Raw genomic sequence first — 17,378 nt, forward strand, 5'->3', positions numbered from 1 at the left:
TCTAAAATCCATACCTTTCTTCAATTTCCTAGTATTTTAATATACATTATGTGATATTATAACAGCACAAAACATTTGTCAAGATTGTGCTAAAAGCAGTTCTTGCGAAGTCCCTTCGGATAATGATTCTTCATCACACCGCCCGCTAATTTACCCCAGCCGATGCTGTAACCGTCCACGGTAATCAGATACCAGCCCTTTTCACCTTCATAATTTAATGTCTGTCCATTCAGATAAGCCCGGATTTCGGCACCATCCGCTGGAAAATCTGCCACATATTTTGCCTCCTGCGGTTTTAAAGAAAGTGCAAGCGCATGGGATGGTTCAAACCGGTTCTTTTTCATGGTTCCAAGATGAAGCCCCGGTCGAAGCACCTTCAGCTGGCTGGTCGATGGCATTCCCTTTGGCGCAAGATACAGCTGATCTCCATATTTTAAAAGTGTTCCTTCTAATTTTATCTTTAAAAATTCTTCACAGAAGGCAAGGTATTCTTTGCATTCTTTTTCTGAAATGCCCTTTTGCAATCCGTTCTTACAATAGCCCTCATAAGATGCATCACAGGTTCCATCCTTTTGAAGAACAGCCACATAATGACCTTCTCCATGCAGCTTATTCGGCCACAGACGGATGGTTTTTTCAATACCGCAGGCAGGATTATCTACCCAGTCTGCCACGCCCCCTTCCATGCCTTTAAAGTGCTCTGCCTCTACAATGGAAAAATCACTATGGTGCTCTAAGAAGCGGCTGATGCTTCCCTCATTCTCTGCCGGCGCAAAGGTACAAGTCGAATACACAATTCTTCCCCCCGGCTTTAGCATAGAAGCCGCACGGTCTAAAATCTCATCCTGACGTTTGGCACAGATTTCTACATTTTCAAGGCTCCATTCCTCACAGGCAATCTCATTTTTTCGAAACATTCCCTCACCTGAACACGGCGCATCCACCATAATACGGTCAAAATACTCCGAAAATGTATCTGCTAACTTTTGGGGAGACTCATTGGTTACCATCGCATTGGGAATTCCCATCCGCTCGACATTTTCTGAAAGAATCTTTGCCCTTGCCGGATGAATCTCATTGCTGATTAGGATTCCCTGTCCTTTCATATAAGAAGCAATCTGTGTCGTCTTACCTCCCGGCGCTGCACAAAGATCTAGCACTCTCTCACCGGGCTTTGCCTCCAAATAGGCTGCCGGCGCCATCGCACTCGGCTCCTGAATGTAGTAGACACCAGCTTCATGGTAAGGGTGTTTTCCAGGGGCATCCTCTTTTCCATAGTAAAAACCATTTGTTTCCCATGGAACCGGCTCTAATGAAAACGCTGCCTCCTCTTTCAAACGTTTGCAATCTGCTTTTAATGCATTGACACGCAATGCCTGATATTTTTCCTTCTCGTAACTTTCCACAAATGCCGGATATTCCTCGCCTAGCATCTGTCTCATTCTATCTAAAAACTCCTGTGGAAGCATCTTACCTCTCTCCTTTGTCTGTTTAAAAAAAGCCAGACTGATTTAACAATCCGGCTTTTTGTCTTATTTGTTTTTTGCTTGTTTCTTATTCTTTTTGAATCCGTTAATTGCATATTTTAAACTATATTCTTCAAAAAGTCTATGATATTCTTCGTTTTTCAAATCTTTCATGCTCTTTAAATATTCATGCGTATCAAAGTCTGCCGCCTCAATCTCAATCATTGCAACTGCGACATTCGAACAATGTGCTGCAATTCGCTCTAAGTTCGTCAGTACATCGTTGAAGGCAAATCCCTGCTTCATCTCACATTTTCCGACACGAAGTCTTGTCACATGGTCTAATTTACATTCATTGCACAAAATACTGATCCATTCACGGAGTGGTTCCACCTTAGAAGCCAGCTCTAAATCATCATTTACAAATGATGTCACGGTCATGCTAAGAATTTCCTTGACCGCATCATTTAAGACATCTAACTCCTCTTTTGCCTCTTCGGAGAATGAAATCTTCTTTTCATTTAAGTCTGCTGCCACTCTCGACAGATTCAGGGCATGGTCGCCAAGACGTTCAAAATCTCCGATGGTATGTAAAAAGACGGATACCTGTTTGGTCTGCTGCACGGTCATTTCCTGTGCCGTCAGCTGAATCAGATATGTTCCTAATTTATCCTCATACTTATCAATCAGATTTTCTTTTTCCTGAACCTTCGCATATTTTTCCTGTGAGAACTTTTCCAAAAGTCCCATCGCACGCAAAATATTTTTTCTTGCTTTCTTTGCCATTCCATTGATTGCAGTATGGCTCTGTGTGATGGCAAGTGCCGGATATGCCAAGAAACGCTCCTCAAGCAAATCGAAATCTGCCTGCTCTTCCATCTCCTCCGGTGAATCCTTCACCAAAACAAATACCAGTTTTTCAATCAGACGGATGAATGGCAATAAAACTACAATTGTAGCTACACGGAATACGGTGTTTAAGAGCGCAATCAAAACCGGACTCATGGTTGCGTCCATAAATTTAAAGTGTACAAACGCATTCACGGAATAAAATACAATTGACCAGAATATCATACCAAATAAATCGTTTAAAAGATAGATTAAAGCGGTACGTTTTCCATTTTTATTTGTTCCAATGGAAGATAAAAGAACCGGACAGGCTGCACCGACACCGATACCCATTGTAATTGGCAATGCGGTTGCAAAACTGATACTTCCCGTCACGGAAAGAGCCTGTAAGATACCAACCGATGCGGATGCACTCTGTAAGACTGCTGTAAAAAGAATTCCTGCCAGAATACCTGCTGCCGGATTGGAGAACATCGTCAACATTTTCACAAAGTGTGGATTGTCTTTCAATGGAGAAACTGCACCACTCATCGTCTGCATTCCCACCATCAAAATCGCAAAACCAAGCATAATGTCGCCGACATTTTTATAAGATGCTTTCTTGACAAACATTTTAAAAATGATACCAATAATCGCTACCAGCGCTGAGATTGTCGCTGTCGATAAAAGTTGTGCAATTCCACTGGAACCATCTATATAAGACAGACATAAAATCCATCCTGTAATACTGGTTCCAATGTTTGCACCCATGATGATTCCGATTGCCTGTGCAACCTTCATCATACCGGAATTTACAAATCCAACCACCATAACTGTCGTTGCGGATGAGGACTGAATAATTGCCGTTACAACTGCCCCGAGTAGAACACCCTTGATTGGCGTGTTGGTCAACTTATATAAAATCAGTTCCAGCTTGTTGCCAGCAACCTTTTTTAATCCGTCTCCCATAAGTGACATTCCAAAGAGAAATAAAGCTACTCCACTTAGCAGTGACAAAATAATCGTGATTCCCATTTCTTTTTCTGTTTCCTTTTCATTTACCTTGATTCAAAATATCCGGTGTACCTGATATTTTCGTTTACATGTTCTTTACCTGAAATTTACACCTTTTTTACTTTACCAAAATAAATGAATTTCATCAATAGAAAATTTATGATCTGGTCTTTTCTCTGCTTGCATCCCGGTACTGAATCGGCGTCATTCCAAACATTTTTTTAAAAGAACGGTTAAAATGTTCGACGTTCTGATAACCGACATTCGACGAAATACGCTCCACATTCATATTTCCATCTTTCAATAAAACCTTCGCCTTTTTCATCCTTACATTTGCTACATGTTCCCCGAATGTCTTGCCGGATTTATCTTTGATGTACTTTGAAATGTAAGGTTCTGACAGATGGAACTGTTCTGCCATGGTCTCTAAGGTTACGCTCTGGTAATTGGTCTGGATATAATTTAACATCGCAACCAGACGGTCGTCCTTGCAGTTTTCATCTCTTTGAATCTGTGGCAGTTTATTGACCGCAACCACAAGCGCATGAATGGAAGCTTTGATAATATCCTCATTCGTGCCGGCGCCCCAATACATTTTGCCATCGCAGGTGATTCCAACATAAGCCATTGCCTTTGAGGAGGAACCATGGGAAAGTGCGTGCTCCTCGTAAACGGAAAGTTCATAACTTACGTCAAAAAACTGCTTGATGGTATTGCTTACCGCATCAAGGCGTCCATTTCCGTTTGCATCCACAATGGTTTTCTTGTCGTTGCAGGAAATGGTCGATTCTGCCATAATACCGTCACTCTGTTTAAAATGACACTCTGTAATCTGGAAATATGGTGTATAATGCATGTAATTATTTTCAAAAATTTCATATACCAAGCGCGGTGACAATTCCTTGTGTTCCTCATCGGACACCTGTTTTACCGCATAGCCAACTTCCTCCCGCATCTTCTCTGGAATGGAAAGGGAGAAGTTCTGTTTTAAGATGTAGCTTACGCCGCCTTTTCCTGACTGGCTGTTGATACGGATAACATCGGAATCATAGGTACGTCCGACATCTACCGGGTCAATTGGCAGATATGGTACGGTCCATTTTTCTAATTTCTTTTCTTCACGCCATGCCATACCTTTTGCAATTGCATCCTGATGAGAACCGGAAAATGCGGTAAAGACCAAATCTCCTGCATAAGGCTGTCTTTCATAGACATGCATTCTGGTCAGTCTTTCGTATGTTTCACGAATGTGTGGCATATTGGAAAAATCAAGAATCGGGTCAACACCATGCGCATACATATTCATTGCAAGCGTAATGATATCCACGTTACCGGTACGTTCCCCGTTTCCAAACAAAGTTCCCTCGATTCGGTCTGCTCCCGCCAAAATTCCAAGTTCTGCGTCGCAGACACCACTTCCTCTGTCATTGTGCGGATGTAAGCTAAGCACTACATTGTCACGATATTTTAAATTTTTGCTTACATATTCAATCTGTGTGGCAAATACGTGTGGCATTGCCGTCTCAACGGTCGCCGGGATATTGATGATTGCCTTATTGTCTGCCTGTGGTTTCCAGACATCTAACACTGCGTTACAAACTTCAACGGCATATTCTACCTCTGTTCCGTGGAAGCTTTCCGGGCTGTATTCAAAGGAGAAATCTCCATCTGTTTCCTCTGCCAACTCTTTTAAAAGCTTTGCCCCGTCAATTGCAAGCTGTTTGATCTGTTCCCTGCTCTTTTTGAACACCTGTTCTCTTTGTGCCACAGAAGTAGAATTGTACAGATGGATTACCGCATGCGGCGCACCCTTTACTGCCTCGAACGTCTTTTTGATAATATGCTCTCTTGCCTGTGTCAGCACCTGAACCGTTACGTCATCCGGAATCATATCACGCTCAATCAGCGTTCTCATGAAGATAAATTCTGTCTCGGATGCTGCCGGAAACCCTACCTCAATCTCCTTAAATCCGATATCGACAAGCATCTGGAAAAACTCCAATTTTTCCTCCAAACTCATCGGCTCAATCAAAGACTGGTTTCCGTCTCGTAAATCTACCGAACACCAGATTGGTGGTTTGTCAATATAGTCTTTCTTGACCCAGTCGTACTCACAGACCGGCGGCATAAAATATTGTCTTTCGTATTTGTTCGCATTTTTCATAATCAATACCTACCTCTTTCTATCTTTCAAACTCATGTTTTCCACATCATATTTGCAAAATCTTTTTCATACAAAAAGCATAGCACAGCTTTATCAGAAGTGGTATGATTAAATTTAATCACTTTGGTTGATATTTTTTAATATTTTTAAAATAATACATCATTCTTCTTGATTTATTTTAATCGAAGAATCCATTGCATTTTTCGCCTCATCGCTTAGATAATCGGTCAGATAGGTCTTGGATGCAGGCTTATTTTCCTGATAGGAAGCCATCAGATGTTCCGTTGCCGCCTTCATTTCTTTTTCAAGTTCTCTTGAAGAAATCAGGTGACATCCTTCCCCACGGATAATAATCTGCTCTAAGCCGTCGGAAGTTGCAACCGTCATGTTATATTTTTTCCCATTTTCATGGGCAAATTTTTCGATATACTGATCCGCTGTCTCCGCCTCCTTTGTAAAGACAACGTGGATGTTGTGGTAATCGCTCACCTCTGTCTCATGGCCCACCACGCGGTAGGCATCGAATACGACAATCAGATTACACTTTTTTATGCCCTGGTAATTGCATAATAAATCAAGCAGTTTTCCCCTTGCACTGTCCATATTTTTCTCTGCAAGTTCTTTTAATTCCTGCCATGCAAAAATAACATTATAGCCATCGACAAGCAGATATTCTTCTGCCTTTTGGGATGGTTTCTGGTAACTTCTTGTCACCGGAAACATGGTGGTCTCTTTTCTTTTCTGATAACCGTTTCTAGGTGCATCCTGTTTTCTTCGGTTGGCGTCAAATGTTTTTGCTAAAATTGCGTCAATCTCATCTGTTCCAACAAAACGTTCCCTCTCACTTGCCCTCTTCTCTGCCTCCCGTTTCGCTGCCTCTACACTTTTCTCAAACGCACTTTCCCTTGTCTCCTTAAAAAAAAAGCTCTCGACATGCATATAGTCCGGCACCTCATACCACGGCACAATAACCCCTGCTCCATGCGCACAGAAAACAGAATCGGCTGTATTTGCAAGATCTCGTTCCACATCATAGCGGCAGTTTTCCACTACTTCTTCCATGTTATGGCATGGACCATATCCATCTAACTCACAAAAAAGCTTTCCGCGCCCTTTGGTGTAGGCAAGTAATTCCTTCTGATAATCCCGCATCGTAGAAACCGGAATCCTTCCTGTTAAAACAGACTGTTCCCCATTTGTATCCGGCGTCTGAAATATACCGTTTCTCTTTTCAATATCCGTCATGGCTCGTCCCACGCAATCCATTGGCACCTCTAAACGGAAACGGTAAAATGGCTCTAAAAGAACGGATTCCGCCTGCATCAACCCTTGCCGCACTGCACGATACGTCGCCTGTCTAAAATCGCCACCTTCCGTGTGTTTCTGATGAGCCCGTCCGCCTACCACTGTGATTTTTACATCCGTTAGGACAGAGCCCGTTAGCACTCCTTTAAATTCTTTTTCTTCCAAATGGGTGGAAATCAAACGCTGCCAGTTCTTGTCCAAAATATCCTCACTGCAATTTGTCGCAATCGAAATTCCGCTTCCAGGTTCTCCCGGCTCTAACAAAAGATGTACCTCCGCATAATGACGAAGTGGTTCAAAATGTCCGACTCCCTCCACCGTATTTGTGATTGTTTCCTTGTAAACAATACTTCCGGCATCGAAAGAAACGTCCACATCAAACCGTTCTGCTATCACACTTTTTAACACTTCAATCTGAACCTCTCCCATCAGCTGAATCTGGATTTCCTGTAAATTTTCATCCCAGATGACATGAAGCGTTGGGTCTTCCTCCTCAAGCACGCGCAGCTTTGGAAGCATCACCGCTGCGTCTACCTCTTCTGGCAATAACACACGATACGTTAGAACCGGCTCTAAAACAGGAAGTCCGGTTTCTTCTTCATCTCCAATTCCCTCTCCCGGATAAGTGTGCGTTAATCCTGTCAAAGCGCACACCTCACCTGCTAAGACTTCATCGACCGTTTCATATTTTTCCCCGGAATAGATTCGAATCTGGTTGATTTTTTCCTCCCAGTCCTCTTTTTTAGCTCCATTTTCTTTTCCAGACAAAAGCGCCTTTACCTTAAGTGCTCCCCCTGTTATCTTACAAAAGGTCAGACGATTTCCCTGTTCATCTCTTGCAATCTTATAAACTTTTGCTCCGAATTCTTTTGGGTATTCCCGCTCTTTCATATAACAGTCCAAGGCGTCTAAGAGTTCTTCCACGCCCTCTGCTTTTAAAGCGGAGCCAAAAAATACCGGGAAGATTTTCCGCGCTGCTATCATGTCCTGAATCTGTTCTTTTGGGATTTCACCTGTGCTTAAAAACTGTTCTAAGACCTCCTCGTCTCCCATTGCAACTTCTTCCAGAAAATCCGGGTTTTCTTCCTGATTGAACCAGATACAGTTCGAGTCGAGCCTCTCCTTTAATTCCATAAGACGGGTATTTCTGTCCGTTCCCGGCTGATCCATTTTATTTACAAAGAAGAAAACAGGAATCTGATAACGTTCCAACAGACGAAACAGCGTCATCGTATGTCCTTGCACCCCATCTGCACCACTAATCACTAAAATGGCATAGTCTAACACCTGTAAGGTACGTTCCATCTCTGCAGAAAAATCGATGTGCCCCGGCGTATCTAAAAGGGTAAACTGTGTATCCTTCCATGTAAAACCTGCCTGTTTGGAAAAGATAGTAATTCCTCTTGCACGTTCTAACCGATCGGTATCAAAAAATGCATCCTGATTGTCAACACGCCCCATTTTCCGAATACATCCGCTCAGATACAGAAAATTCTCCGAAAGTGTTGTCTTTCCGGCATCTACGTGTGCCACAATTCCCGTTGTAATCTTTTTCATTCGTTCTTCCCCTCGTTTCTTTATCTTGCACCATTATATCATATCCGAATTCGATTTAGAATGTGGATTTGAATGCCGGAATGAATGCGTAAGCTTTAAACAATCATTCCAGCTTCAAATCCATATGTAAATCTTATTCCGCCTCGACAAGTTCGGATAATGGATGGAAGGTATAACCCATCTCTTCCCACTTTGTCAGTAGTTCGTCTAAAACCTGTGCATTTGTGGAGGATGTGCTGTGAAGCAGCACAATGGCACCTGGGTGGATTCTTCCAATCATCTTATCAAAGGCTTCCTCTTTTGTGGGCTGGGCATCTACATTCCAGTCAACATACGCAAGACTCCAGAAAAAGGTGTGGTATCCGAGTTCTTTTGCCATTTTTAGATTTTCGGTACTGTATTTTCCCTGTGGCGGACGGTAATACTTTGTCATCGTCTCACCGGTAATCTCCTGGTATAATTTTTCTACATCCTTAAGTTCCTTCTGAAATGAGGTCAAATCCGAAATCGATGACATATCGGGATGATGATAGGTGTGATTTCCTACGGTATGACCGTCTGCAACCATCCTTTTTACAAGGTCCGGTGCCGTCTCAAGGAAATGTCCTACAACAAAAAAAGTTCCTGGTGCCTGATGTTTCTTTAAAGCATCCAGAATTGGTTCCGTATTCCCATTTTCATAGCCGCAGTCAAAGGTCAGGTACAACTTTTTTTCTGCGAAATCTCCTACATAATAGGTATCGTATTTTTTTAATTCATCCGGGGAAGCGTTTCCGGTTGGCTGCAGTTCTTTCCCACTCTCCCCAAAGCCAAGCCCCCAGTTATCTACTTCTTCTGCAATAGAAAAGGAACCAACTACTTTTGTCTTTGCAAGGGCAGCCCCACGTCCTGCTGCGAACATGAGCGCCAATACCAAAAGTAGACCAGTTCCTTTTAAAATGTTCTTTTTCATGTGTTCTCCGAAAAAACTTCTTTCTACTTATATATGAAGTCTTTCTACCAAATATGACTTATTTCCAATCCCTGCTTCTCCACTCTTTTCTTAGGAACATAACCGCCACAACTGCTGCCACAGTCTCTGCAATTGGAAATGCAATCCATACTCCGTCTGTTCCGATGCTTCTAGAACTTATGATTGCAATTGGAAGCAAAATAATAAACTGACGGAGTAATGTGATAATCAGACTGATAACTCCCTTTCCGATTCCTTCAAATTCTGCTGCAATGATAATACCAACTGCGGAAGGCACAAAGGCGATGCTGACAATTCGAAGCAGACGCTCTCCTAACACATACATCTCTTCGGTCGCATCAAACATTCCAAGAAATACATCTGGAATCAGCCAGAAAAGAAGCGTTCCAATCACCATTACCGTTCCAACCAAAAGAATCGAATATTTCATGATTTCTTTTTCACGTTTCATCAGTTTTGCTCCGTATTGGAAACCAACAAGCGGTCGGATTCCTTGAATCAACCCGCTGACCGGCATATATACAAACGTTTGTAGTTTGTAGTAGATTCCAAACACTGCAACCCCTATCGGTGTCAGTCCAGAAAGAATAACATTTAAGCCCGATACCAAAAAGGATGGTAATGCCATCACAAGTGCAGATGGAATTCCGACCGCATAAATTTGCTTTACAATCGGTAACATCTCATCCCGGCGTTCTAATTTTCTGCTTCTTAGCTCACTCTTTCCTTTTAAGAACAGAATCACTCCGATTCCTGCAGAAGTCATCTGTCCGGCAACCGTAGCGATAGCCGCACCCTTTACTCCAAGGGCTGGCATTGGGCCAAGTCCGAAAATTAAAATTGGATCTAACACAATATTAACCACACAACCTGCTGCCTGTAAGGTCATGGAAATCATCATTTTTCCCATCGCCTGGAAAATCTTTTCTAACGTGATGTGTAACATCTGACCAAAGGAAAATAAAACGATGATAACACCATAATCCATGCAATATTTTAAAACCTGCTCATTTGTTGCATACAAACCCACAAATGGACGGAGAATCAAAAGCCCGACTATGGCATCAAACAGATACTGAAATACACTTAGAATCAGGCCGACTCCTACTGCCTCCTCCGCTTTCTTTCGATTCCCGGCTCCCATATTTCTTGCAATATAAGAATTCAGACCAACGCCTGCACCAACTGCAATCGAAAGCATCATATTCTGTATCGGGAAAACAATCGACACAGCAGATAATGCATCCTGGCTTAATCTAGCCACAAAGATACTGTCAATAATGTTGTAAAGTGACTGAATCAACATAGATAACATCGGCGGAAATGCCATGTAGCACACCAGCGGGAAAACCATTTTTGTCCCCATATCATTTTCTCTCATACTATCTCCATTCCTGCGCCATACAACTTGTTCCAATTATCGTAATATCCGTCCTGTTTTCACACTGACATCACGTCTTGTCTTTGCTCACAAAAATAGGGCTACCCCTCCCTCTGTTTTATAAACTCAGAAAACAGAAAAAAGGTATAGCCCGTTGGCGCATTTTTTATTTTCTTTTCAAACCGCGTGTTACTATATCATATCTTCTTCCCCAGTGTCAAGCACATTTTTCTCTCATACACGAAAAACTTTTACTTTGAAAGAATCGGGTGTCAAAAGATAGCTCACAAATTAGTTGCTGGCAAATTACACAAAGACGAGACTATTTTTGTGACTTTGGGAGAACATTAGAAAATCTTAGTATGCCTCCCTATGCCTAGTGATGTTCTGCCATGGATGGCAGAACAAGGCTTCACGAGCCACGGATGGCTCGTTGAATGCCGCTCACGTCACTTCAAAATAATCTCCAACAGGCATACTTAGACTTTTCTTATGTTTACCCATCGGAACAAAATAGACTTGGCTTTGTGTAATTTGCCAACAAGAAAACTGTAAGCTATCTTTTGACACCCGATTCTTTAAAGGGAATCTGACTTATTTATACTCAGACACATTGCTGCTGTCTACTTTTTCAAATGGAACCCAGATATATTTTCCATCCTCCGTAGCGCCCTCTATATCCTTGATAGATTCACCTTTTACAAATCTGATTGCTGCCTCTAGTGCTGCCGTTCCCTGTCCAACCGCAGACTGATAAACGGTAAATGCCATCTCGCCGTTTTCGATTGCCTCGCATCCGTCCGCAGTCGCATCAACACCCAGAATCGGCAACTCATTCAAATCGATTTTTGCTTCCTTACATGCCTCTACAACACCAAGTGCCATGTCATCGTTGTTGCAAATTACACAGTCTACCGGAGAACCGGTTTTTAAGAACACTTCGAACATTTGTTTCGCCTGCTCTGTCTCCCAGTTTGCATAATCCTCGAAAACATAGTTGATTGTCTTTCCACTTTCCTCTAGGGTCTTTTTGGCACCTTTGGTTCTTCCATTGGTTGCAGAATGATTCTTCGGTCCTTTTAAAATAACCACATTAATCTCATCCTTATCTGCAAACTGATCCAGCACATATTCTGCCTGGTATTGTCCTGCTACACTTTCATCTGAACCTACATAGATGTCTTCCGCTGCATCTAACTGGTCATCCTCCGGGCAGCTGTTGATGAAGATAATTGGGATATCCCCAGCATTTGCCTTTAACTCTACAACAGTATCTACGGATACCGGTCCACAAATGATGGCGTCATAATTTTCTTTTACCGCAGTTTTGATATGTTCTACCTGGTTTTCAATGGAATCTTCTGCATCTAAAACATCCAGTTGAACTCCCTCCTTATCGGCAGTTTCCTGTGCGGCATCTACTAACATCTGTCGGAATGTATCCATGGAACTGATGGAAAGAAGCACCTTCATTTTTCCATTACTGGCTGTGCCTGTATTTCCACAACCTGTAAAGCAATATGTTATCATGATTGCTATGCTCAATAAGATTCCAAGCTTTTTCTTCATTTCTAGCGCTCTCCTTTCTCTATCTGGAACATCTCAACCTGTTTTGCCAGTTCTTTTGCAGACTCTGTTAATTCCTCTGCATCGTGTGCGACTGCCTGGCTGTTGTCAGTGATGGAATTAGCCTGCTCTACCATCGTATCTGATGTTGCTAAAATTTCTTCTGAACTTGCTGCCTGCTCCTCTGAAATCGCAGCCACACTGCTTGCCACACCATCTACTTTCTCCACTTTTTCAATCATCTGCTTCACAAGATTGCTTACTACATCAATATTATCAAAAATCAAATCAAACGTCTTTAATGCGTCTCCTACAAGCTCACTGCTGCTGTTGATGTTGCTGACGCTATCATCTGCCTGTCTGACTGCATCTTTTACCAGCTCATTGATTTCAGAAATCAGATTTTCTATGCTATGTACAGAGTTTGCACTATTTTGTGCCAGCTGACCGATTTCGGTCGCCACAACAGCAAATCCTTTTCCTGCCTCACCTGCTCTTGCAGCCTCAATGGATGCATTTAAAGATAACAGATTTGTCTCCTCTGCAATTCCGCTGATAACTCCTGTGATGTTGGTAATTTCCTCGGATGCCTTTCCGACTTTATCAATCGCCTGCTGCAGTTTCAAAACGGATTCATTAATGCTTTGCATTGCATTTCCAACATTCTGCATATCCGTTTTTCCTTTGCGGGATGCCTCCACGGTCTCTTTCATCTTACCATCGACCTGTTCGCCATCTTCTCTTGTATCTGCGACAACCATCGCCAGTGTTGTTGCATTTTCCGCAATCTCATTGACCGAAAGGGATAACTGCTCCACGGTATTATTTAACTCCTGCATCGACTGGCTTTGTGTTTTCGAGGCATTGTACATCTCCCGGGAAACCTGATTACTGCTATCTGCCTGTGCGTGTAATTTGCCGGACACGCCATGAATCGAAGCAATCATATTGCGCATGGATTCAATAAACTTCTCTACTCCTGCACTCATCACACCGATTTCATCATTGCTCTTGGTTGCAACACTTACCGTAAAATCACCTTCTGTCATCGATGTAATAATATTGGTAAGTTCTTTTACCGGCTTGATGGTCACATGAATAACCCGGCTGATCAAAACGGCTAATATCAGCACCGAAATAGCTGCTATGACAATCATGACCGTTCTAACCGTGTTAATATCTGCATAAATAATGGACGTTGGAATATAGGACACCAATAACCAGTCCGTTCCCGATATTTCTTTAAAAGCCGTCAGGTTTCCATTAATCTCTTCCATATCGTAGTCACCCTGCTGTCTCTTTTCATCGATTTCCTTCATCAGGGAGCTGTCTGAATCACTTAACTTTGTTGAAATCAGGCTGTTATCACGGTGTGCTAAAATCGTACCATCTGATGAATTAATCAAAAATGCCTGTGCGTCATCCATTTCTACAAAACTATTTACAATAATACTGATTCGCTGCAGGGACAAATCCGCTGATATTACCTTCATAACCCCTGAATTATCGTTTAAAATACCGGATGCACTAATCACTGCCTCACCATTCTCATTGGTATAGGCATCTGTGAATCCCATGTTCAATCTGGTTAATCCATCCTGATACCATACGGACTCCGTCGGATTACTCTCCTTTTTCTCTGAGCCATCCGCCACAAGCAGCTTGCCATTCTCCTCTGCGACGTACAATCCTTCCGGATAGTTGTCATTGTAACCATAGTATTGGTCTAAGACAGCCTGAAGACTTTCTTCATCTGAAACTGTTCCTTCTATGGTCTGTTTCACACTTTGAAATGCGGCTAAATTCTCATTCAGCCAGGACTCAATCTCATTTGACTGATTTTCAATAGATGAATTCAAAAGACTTTTGGAATATCCGGTTATAATACTTTTTGATATAAAATAAGACACCCCAACCAGCAGCAATACAATCACGATTACAACCGGAAGAATCGTTCCCAAAAGCTTCGTCATAATTGGAACCATTTTCTTTTGTTTTTCCTGATTCATTTTCTTCTTCCTCCCCAGTTCATACTATATATTTATTATAGTACTTTTGTATGTTTTGTACAAGCATTTTGCTTTTTTTTGTGATTTTTCGTGTTTATAGTACATTTTACTTCTTATTGTGTGAAAATATTGATTGCATTACGCAATTTTAAACAACTTTAATACATGAAGTGCTCTTGTCGCATCGATATAGAGTGCCTGTTGCTCCAATGGTGTCTTATAATTTTGCAAATCCGGTACGAGTACCGCATCGAATTCCAGCCCTTTTGCTAAATAAAATGGCATGACAGAGATTCCCGTAGAAAAATGCATACTGTCCTTGGTCAAAAGATGAATCTCCTCCTCTTGAAACATTGTTCTCAATTCCTTTGCGGTCTTATTTGCTGAATCTGCATCCAGTGTCAGTACCGCAATCGTATCAAACTCGCTAAGCTGCTTGATTTTATTTGCCATACTTTTATACATTTCTTCCCTTGAACCAACCGATATGGTCTGTGGCAGCTCCCCATGACGCTCCACACAGGATTCGGTCTCTTTTTCAATCAATCCATTGGCAAATGTCGTTATTTCCGAGGTAGAACGGTAGCTTTTATTTAATTCCACAGGGTAGATATCTTTTCCAAAAATGTGTGGCAAAAAGGTTAGCACATCCTGCTGTTTTTCTGCCATCGTCTGCATCTTATCCCCTAAAATGGTCATCGGGCAGTCAAACATTTTTTCCAGAATCAGATACTGCAGATAAGAATAATCCTGCATCTCATCAATTAAAAGATGTTTCACCGGTCTTCGCTCTGCCGGCGCAACCGTCATATATTTTAAATATAACAATGGATAGACATCCTCATAGCGAATCATGCCCTGCGGCCGCTTTAATTCTTTTCTGCCGGATTTTTTCAGGAAACGGTTATATAACACAAAAAGATTAGTCGTATCATACATCCTGTCTAATTTATCATAAATAATCTGCTTCTCGTCATCCTCCATATTTTTGCCGCGAAGCGTTTCCTCCGCATCAATCAGATATTCCCCAATCTTATGCATACGCGCAAAAATAGGCGCATCACAGAATTTTTCATAAAACATTTTCGAAATATCTGCCTCTGCAAAAAACATCTTCTTATACTTAAAATCACGGAAATTTACAATCTCCCACTCAAGATTTAAGACAAACTCATTTAATTCTTCCACATATCCCCTGGTCTGCTTATAAGCTGCCTCCTTTGTCGGTCGAACCAGGGAATGGGAAATGAAATATTCGAGCGGCTCTTTTTCATGCAGTTTCTTCTCCAGCTCATCATAGCGGTCCTCCGCTTCCCCATACGCCCGAAGCTCCCGGTAAGCAAAATCATCAAACGTCATCTCACAGATGTTTTCCTCGCCTAACTCTGGCAAAATTCTTGAGATATAATCTGCAAAAATACTGTTTGGAGACAGAATGAGTACCTGCGCTGCATTTAACTTGTCACGGTTATGGTAAAGCAGGTAAGCAATCCGGTGCAATGCAACCGATGTCTTTCCACTTCCCGCACAGCCCTGCACCGCTAAAATCCGATGGGAAACATCACGGATAATGCTGTTTTGCTCTTTTTGGATGGTCGTCACAATGCTTTTTAACCTTGCATCGGCATGTTCAGACAACGCCTGCTGCAAAATTTCATCATCGATATTCATCTCATTTTCTAACGCATAAATGAGTGTTCCGTTTTTGATTTTATACTGCTTTTTCTTTGTGACTTCTCCGGTTAAAATGCCGGCTGGTGCCTGAAATTTTGCCGGACCCTTATCGTAATCGTAAAATAAACTTGCAACCGGCGTTCTCCAGTCATAGACCAAAGGGTCTGCTGCCCTTCCCTCGGCAAGATTCGCAATCCCGATGTAATAGGTTTCCGCCTCGTCCTCACCGTCGTAGCAAAAATCTACCCTTCCAAAATAAGGGGCGTACAACATTTTTTCAAAACGGTAACGCTGCTTGACATACTCTCCCTGCTCCGTAATCCGGCTCTTGAGTGCCATGCTGTTGTCGTACATCTCATAACCGTATTCGTCAAATTCGGTATAGTTTTCCCAGAAATAATCATGCATGCTTTCAATGTCTTTCTCATTTCCCTGCATTTTATCATCAATCTGGGCAATCTTTGTCTTTAATTTTTCAATCACAAGTTCTAAATACTTTTCTTCTGTCATCTTAAATCTCTGTCATTCCTCCTAATAAAATCCGTTTGTTTTCCTCATAAATCGTATCAAACTGCCCGATAGGAAGCGGATTTATCCCTTCTCCTGCTTCTATTGTAAATCCCGGCCTGTTATACTCCATGATAAACCAGTCCTTATATCCCGCATGCCCGGACGCAAACGGTGTCTCCTCCACAGTATATCCACTTACCCAGTGAAAATACTGTGCAATCTCTGCTGCACCCGCAGGGTTGTAGTCCAGATATTTCCAGTAAATGACACGCCCTTGCGTGTGATATGCCAAAATGAGTAAAAAATCATGTTCTTTGGTGAACTCGTAAACCGCCCTGCTTTCCGGTGCCACAAGCGGTGCATCGCCAACAAAATCTCTCGGAGCCGGCGAAGTGTAGCCTTGTGCAGACTTGATTCTCCTTGCCTCCTCCCAGCCTGCCGGGAACTGGAGATTCAAATCGATTCCATCGATATTTGCCTTCCATCCATCCGGGAATGGAATCTGGGGATAATCCGCGGCAATCCTTCTTGCCTGATTTAAGTAAAATGCATCCTCTATCTCTCCATTTACCAAATCAACCCCATCCGGATTCACAAGGGGCACCAGATAGAGTTTGTAATGTTCAAACAGCCAGTCTGCCCGCACGCCATAAAGGCTCTCCCCACCTGCATAAGCGCTCGCGTATTCTTCTAGGAATTTTAACAAAACAGGCGTTGTAATCCATTCGTTTGCATGAAAAGAGGCGTTGTAAAACACCTCCTTTTCCCCTGTTCCAATCTGAATGCAAAAAATGGGACGCCCCATCACACTTTCGCCTATCACACTTTGCACAAGAAACGGGTAAGCCTCTGCTAACTTTGAAATTACCTGTTCGGTGAGGGCTGATGAATAAACTACATTTGTAGGTACAATATTTGCCATATTCTTCTC

10 protein-coding genes are annotated in these 17,378 nt (G+C 42.3%); all 10 read right to left on the bottom strand.

Annotated elements, in window-relative coordinates; genetic code table 11:
* Window positions 1-89 precede the first annotated feature (89 nt).
* The 10 genes from BIV16_RS07785 to BIV16_RS07830 all read right to left on the bottom strand — a co-directional run bounded on the left by BIV16_RS07785 (window position 90) and on the right by BIV16_RS07830 (window position 17,369).
* Window positions 90-1,469 (bottom strand): RsmF rRNA methyltransferase first C-terminal domain-containing protein, encoded by a 1,380-nt coding sequence (locus BIV16_RS07785; protein WP_075678387.1) that lies wholly within the window; start codon window positions 1,467-1,469, stop codon window positions 90-92.
* A 63-nt stretch (window positions 1,470-1,532) separates the two neighbouring features.
* Entirely contained in the window at window positions 1,533-3,329 is a 1,797-nt protein-coding gene (locus BIV16_RS07790; protein WP_075678386.1) for a Na/Pi cotransporter family protein, read from the bottom strand.
* 136 nt (window positions 3,330-3,465) lie between these two features.
* On the bottom strand, window positions 3,466-5,472 hold the full coding sequence (locus BIV16_RS07795) for a 2-isopropylmalate synthase (protein WP_075678385.1): 2,007 nt from the start codon (window positions 5,470-5,472) through the stop codon (window positions 3,466-3,468).
* Between the two features lie 159 nt (window positions 5,473-5,631).
* Entirely contained in the window at window positions 5,632-8,334 is a 2,703-nt protein-coding gene (locus BIV16_RS07800; RefSeq protein ID WP_083624950.1) for a translation factor GTPase family protein, read from the bottom strand.
* 133 nt (window positions 8,335-8,467) lie between these two features.
* On the bottom strand, window positions 8,468-9,286 hold the full coding sequence (locus tag BIV16_RS07805; protein ID WP_075678383.1) for a polysaccharide deacetylase family protein: 819 nt from the start codon (window positions 9,284-9,286) through the stop codon (window positions 8,468-8,470).
* A gap of 58 nt (window positions 9,287-9,344) precedes the next feature.
* The gene (locus tag BIV16_RS07810; RefSeq protein WP_075678382.1) at window positions 9,345-10,688 is read right to left on the bottom strand and encodes an MATE family efflux transporter; all 1,344 of its coding nucleotides are present in this window, start codon (window positions 10,686-10,688) and stop codon (window positions 9,345-9,347) included.
* A gap of 594 nt (window positions 10,689-11,282) precedes the next feature.
* Window positions 11,283-12,257 carry a sugar ABC transporter substrate-binding protein gene (locus tag BIV16_RS07815; protein WP_075678381.1) on the bottom strand — a complete coding sequence of 325 codons (975 nt, stop codon included), beginning with the start codon at window positions 12,255-12,257 and terminating at the stop codon, window positions 11,283-11,285.
* A gap of 2 nt (window positions 12,258-12,259) precedes the next feature.
* Window positions 12,260-14,263, bottom strand: a complete 2,004-nt coding sequence (locus BIV16_RS07820; protein ID WP_075678380.1) for a methyl-accepting chemotaxis protein — start codon at window positions 14,261-14,263, stop codon at window positions 12,260-12,262.
* 138 nt (window positions 14,264-14,401) lie between these two features.
* Window positions 14,402-16,447: a HelD family protein gene (locus tag BIV16_RS07825; protein WP_075678379.1), complete on the bottom strand. Its 2,046-nt coding sequence runs from the start codon at window positions 16,445-16,447 to the stop codon at window positions 14,402-14,404.
* Window position 16,448: 1 nt separating this feature from the next.
* Entirely contained in the window at window positions 16,449-17,369 is a 921-nt protein-coding gene (locus BIV16_RS07830) for a M14 family metallopeptidase (RefSeq protein ID WP_083624948.1), read from the bottom strand.
* Window positions 17,370-17,378: the final 9 nt, after the last annotated feature.

The sequence above is a fragment of the Roseburia sp. 831b genome (assembly GCF_001940165.2).
Classification (GTDB): Bacteria; Bacillota; Clostridia; order Lachnospirales; family Lachnospiraceae; genus Roseburia.